The organism is Burkholderia sp. LMG 13014 (assembly GCF_905232215.1).
Taxonomy (GTDB): Bacteria; Pseudomonadota; Gammaproteobacteria; order Burkholderiales; family Burkholderiaceae; genus Burkholderia.
This window is the reverse complement of sequence record NZ_CAJNKE010000503.1, coordinates 1-4316: the sequence shown is the minus strand read 5'-3', so window position 1 is coordinate 4316 and position 4316 is coordinate 1. Positions and strand designations below refer to the sequence as shown.

The following is a 4316-nucleotide window of genomic DNA, read 5'->3' as shown; positions in this document are numbered from 1 at the left end:
GACCAGCACGCGTACCTGCAGATCCCGCCGGGCGCGGACGTGAAGGTGGGCGACATGGTCGCGTTCGACATCTCGCACCCGTGCCTGACGTTCGACAAGTGGCGCCAGGTGCTCGTGCTCGATCCGCAGTTCAGCGTGACGGAAGTCGTCGAAACCTTCTTCTGACGCCCATCGCGTGCACCGCCCCGCCGCTCGCGCGGGGCGGCCGTCACGCGCGCTTCAAGCGGCCGGAGTACACTGCGCTTTCGTCCTCGGGGCCCCAGGCGGGCGTTGCATTCGCCTGCCGCGCGGGCCCTCAACGCAGCTCCACTGGAGAAAGCCATGGCCGCGAAGAAGATCCTGTTCCTGACCGGCGATTTCGCCGAAGACTACGAAACGATGGTGCCGTTCCAGGCGCTGCAGGCCGTCGGCCACCACGTCGATGCAGTCTGCCCGGGCAAGCGCGCGGGCGACAAGATCAAGACCGCGATCCATGATTTCGAGGGCGACCAGACCTACACCGAGAAGCCCGGCCACCAGTTCACGCTGAACGCGGCGTTCGACGACGTCGACGCATCGCGCTACGACGCGCTCGCGATCGCGGGCGGCCGTGCCCCCGAATACCTGCGACTCGATCCGAAAGTGATCTCGCTCGTGCGCGAGTTCGCCGAAGCCGGCAAGCCGATCGCCGCGATCTGCCACGCGGCGCAACTGCTCGCGGCCGCCGACGTGATCCGCGGCAAGCGCATCTCGGCCTACCCGGCGTGCGCGCCGGAAGTGAAGCTCGCGGGCGGCGAATACGCGGACATCCCGGTCGACGCGGCCGTGACCGATGCACCGTTCGTCACCGCGCCCGCCTGGCCCGCGCATCCGGCCTGGCTCGCGCAGTTCCTCGCGCTGCTGGGCACGCGCATCGAGCTTTGAACCGGCAGTGAATTGAGATGAGATGAAGGGCCGGGCCGGCGGCGTACTCGCGCCGCCCTGCCCCGCGCGTCAGCGCGCGGCCGGCGTCGAGCCGACGTCCGCGATCCGCGATTCCAGCATCGCCAGCGCGCCCGACAGCGCGTTCAGCACGTCGTCCGGCAATTGCGCCATCGTCTGTTCGAGAAACGCCTTGCGGCGCGGCAGGCACGCGTCGAACGCGGCGCGGCCTTCGTCCGTCAGCGTCACGTTGGTCACGCGATTGTCGCGCGCGTCGGATTCACGCTGGATCCAGCCGAGCGCATCGAGCGACTTCAACTGGCGCGTGAGCGCGCCCGGATCGATGCGCAGCACTTCGACGAGCTTCTTCTGCGACGAATGCCCGCCCATCGTGTGCAACGCGACCATGATGCGCCAGCGCGGCATCGGCTGTCCGACCTGCGCCTCGAACGCGGTCATGAACGCGCGATACGTGCGTCCGAATTGCTGCAAGATCGCGACGCGGTCCTGTTCTTCCATGCGCTCAGTTCTACTCGTTCAATCGTTCAGTCGGCCGCGACATGCGGTTCGATCTTGCGCCGCAGCGCGATGGGCGGCACGCGGCGACATTGCCACACCGACACCACGGCGACGACGGCCGCCATTGCGACGCCCAGATGAATCGCGCTGACGAGCGATTCGCGGGCCGCTTCCAGCAGCAGCGCGCCATTATGCCCGGCACGCGTCAGCTCCGCGACCAGGCCGCCCTGCGCGGCGCGATCGATCAGGATCTGCGGATCGGCGAGCTGCGCATGCCACTGCATCGCGTGGTCGGCCGACAGCGCATCGCGCACGCCGCCCGAATACATCTGGTTGACGAGCGTGCCGGTCAGCGCGGTGCCGATCATCCCGCCGACCATGCGCAGCGACTGCAGCAACGCGGTCGCGATGCCGAGGTGCTCGCGGCCGGCCGTCTGCTGCGCGAAGACGGTGAGGTTCGGCAGCACGAAGCCGAGCCCGATGCCGCCCGCGACCATCAGCGCCATCAGCACCCACTTCGGCGTCGTGTGGGTCGACACGACGATGCCCGCGCAGGTGATCGCGAACAGCACGAAGCCGACGTGCAGCATCGCGTTCGGATTGCGGATGCGCGTGACGACCCGGCCGTTCATGATGCTGCCGATCGTGATGAACACGACGAGCGGCGTGATCACGAGCCCCGCCTCCTTCGGCGACATCCCGAACCCGCCCTGGAACAGCAGCGGCGCATAGAACAGCAGCGAGAACATCGAGAAGCCGGCAAGAATCGCCAGCACGAAGAGCGCCGACAGCGCGCGGTTGCCGAACATGTCGAACGGCAAAATCGGCTGCGCGCAGCGCCGCTCCCAGTGCCACAGGCCGAAGCCGGCCGCGACCGCGACGACGAGCAGCAGCGACGCCCAGCTCGCGACGCCGTACTTCGGCAGCCATTCGACGAACAGCTGCAGCGCGCCGAGCGACAGCGCGATCAGCAGCGCGCCCGGCCAGTCGAGCCGCATCTTGCGATCGTGCTCGACGTGGCGCAGGTGCGGCAGGTAGCGCCACACGAACAGCAGCGACAGCAGGCCGACCGGCAGGTTCACGTAGAACACCGAGCGCCAGCCGAACGACTGGGTCAGCACGCCGCCGAGCGACGGGCCGACTGCGTTCGCGATGCCGAACGCAGAGCTCATCAGCACCTGCCAGCGCAGCCGCACGACGGAATCGGGGAACAGGTCGGGAATGCACGCGAACGCGGTGCCGACCAGCATCCCGCCGCCGATCCCCTGCAGCCCGCGCGCGAGCACGAGCATCAGCATGTCGTTCGCCATCCCGCACAGCACGGACGCGCCGGTGAACACGACGATCGACACGATGACGAACGGCTTGCGGCCGTAATAATCGCCGAGCCGGCCGAAGATCGGCACCGTGATCACGGAACTGAGCAGGTACGAGGTTGCGACCCATGCGTACAGGTCGAACCCGCGGAGCTCGGCGACGATGGTCGGCAACGCGGTGCCGACGACGGTCTGGTCGAGCGCAACAAGCATGGTGACAAAAGAGATCCCGATCATCGCCAGCAGCGACTCGCGGAACGGCAGGACTTGCCCGCTCGAATGGTGGGCGGCAGTATGGACGGCCATTTTTTGTTGGCGCAACTTTTGACGAGTCAAACAATCTCAAAATTCTAGCACGCCGGAGTAATCTAGGCTGGCGACGGTCAATGCCAAGGAGAAAGATGGAACCGATTTCAATTACCCCCGCGACCACGCTGTCGCAGGACGATCGGGACGCGCTGTGGCGCGCGAAGCAGGTGCTCGAAAGCCCGTCGCTGACGATGAAGCTGACGGGCATGCTGGGCGCGCCGGTCGAGAAGATGATCGCCCGGCTGCCGGATTTCGCGACCGGCAAGATCAACGATGCGACGCAGCTCGCGCTGCGCAAGTGCCTGAACATCGCGCTGCGCACGCTCGGCAAGCCGCCCGCGCCGGACGCCGAGCCCGACAAGCCGAGCAACCTGCTGCACAAGCTCGCGGTCGCGACGACCGGCGCGGCGGGCGGTGCGTTCGGCTTCCTCGCGCTGCCGGTCGAGCTGCCGGTCACGACCACGCTGATCTTCCGTTCGGTGTGCGACATCGCGCGCAGCGAGGGCGAAGACCTGAGCTCGGTCGATACGCAACTGCAATGCCTGGCCGTGCTCGGCATGGGCGGCAACCCGGACAAGCAGGAAGAGGACGCCGATCTCGGCTATTTCGTGCTGCGCGGCGCGCTCGCGCAGGCGATCTCGAAGGCCTCGTCGGACATCACGACGAAGGGCATCGCCGCGCACAGCTCGGCGGCCGTGTTCAAGCTCGTGCAGACGGTCGCATCGCGCTTCTCGGTGCAGGTGACCGAGCAGATGGCCGCGAAGTCGATTCCGGCGATCGGCGCCGTGCTCGGCGCAACCGTCAATACGCTGTTCATCGACCATTTCCAGCAAATGGCGCACGGCCACTTCACCGTGCGCCGGCTCGAGCGCAAGTACGGCTCGGTAGCCGTCAAGGCCGCCTATCAGGCGATCGACGCCTCGCCGGCGCGCTGAACCGCACGCTCGACCGCGACGCGGCGCAGGAACGCGGCCGCGCGGTCGAGCGCGTCGCGCGCTTCCGGCACCATCGGCGCGTACAGCTGCCACACGTGCGGCATGTCCGGCCACACCTCGATCTCCACCGCCACCCCGGCCGCCTTCGCCTTCTCGGCGACACGGCGCGAATCGTCGAGCAGCACCTCGGTGCTGCCGACCTGGATATACAGCGGCGGCAGGCCCGCGAAATCCGCGTAGAGCGGCGACGCGTACGGATTCGTCCCCGGCTCGTCGCCCAGGTACAGCTTCGCGGCCTTCGACAACGCCGCGCCCGCGAACATCGGATCGGCGCCGT

General features: G+C 67.7%; 5 protein-coding genes and 1 pseudogene. 3 read left to right on the top strand and 3 right to left on the bottom strand.

The genetic code is table 11. The features are described 5' to 3' along the window. Nucleotides 1-165, top strand: a pseudogene (locus JYJ84_RS29675) (amino acid deaminase); the annotation flags it as partial. Nucleotides 166-321: 156 nt separating this feature from the next. Further along, nucleotides 322-903 (top strand): DJ-1/PfpI family protein, encoded by a 582-nt coding sequence (locus JYJ84_RS29670; RefSeq protein WP_021161332.1) that lies wholly within the window; start codon nucleotides 322-324, stop codon nucleotides 901-903. Between the two features lie 69 nt (nucleotides 904-972). Here the strand turns inward: JYJ84_RS29670 and JYJ84_RS29665 are convergent, their stop codons facing one another. Then, nucleotides 973-1419, bottom strand: a complete 447-nt coding sequence (locus JYJ84_RS29665) for a MarR family winged helix-turn-helix transcriptional regulator (protein WP_122946257.1) — start codon at nucleotides 1417-1419, stop codon at nucleotides 973-975. Nucleotides 1420-1445: 26 nt separating this feature from the next. Beyond that, the gene (locus tag JYJ84_RS29660; protein ID WP_122946258.1) at nucleotides 1446-3041 is read right to left on the bottom strand and encodes an MDR family MFS transporter; all 1596 of its coding nucleotides are present in this window, start codon (nucleotides 3039-3041) and stop codon (nucleotides 1446-1448) included. A gap of 95 nt (nucleotides 3042-3136) precedes the next feature. Here JYJ84_RS29660 and JYJ84_RS29655 point away from each other — a divergent pair, with 95 nt between their 5' ends. Further along, nucleotides 3137-3979 carry an EcsC family protein gene (locus JYJ84_RS29655; protein WP_122946259.1) on the top strand — a complete coding sequence of 281 codons (843 nt, stop codon included), beginning with the start codon at nucleotides 3137-3139 and terminating at the stop codon, nucleotides 3977-3979. Here JYJ84_RS29655 and JYJ84_RS29650 read toward each other — a convergent pair. Then, a partial coding sequence (locus JYJ84_RS29650; protein WP_205189841.1) for an alpha/beta hydrolase fold domain-containing protein occupies nucleotides 3949-4316 on the bottom strand: 368 nt, incomplete at its 5' end. The two genes, JYJ84_RS29655 and JYJ84_RS29650, sit on opposite strands and share 31 nt — an antisense overlap.

Coding starts and splice junctions, on each gene's coding strand:
- JYJ84_RS29670 (WP_021161332.1), top strand. CDS start 322: ATGGCCGCGAAGAAGATCCTGTTCCTGACCGGCGATTTCGCCGAAGAC.
- JYJ84_RS29665 (WP_122946257.1), bottom strand. CDS start 1,419: ATGGAAGAACAGGACCGCGTCGCGATCTTGCAGCAATTCGGACGCACG.
- JYJ84_RS29660 (WP_122946258.1), bottom strand. CDS start 3,041: ATGGCCGTCCATACTGCCGCCCACCATTCGAGCGGGCAAGTCCTGCCG.
- JYJ84_RS29655 (WP_122946259.1), top strand. CDS start 3,137: ATGGAACCGATTTCAATTACCCCCGCGACCACGCTGTCGCAGGACGAT.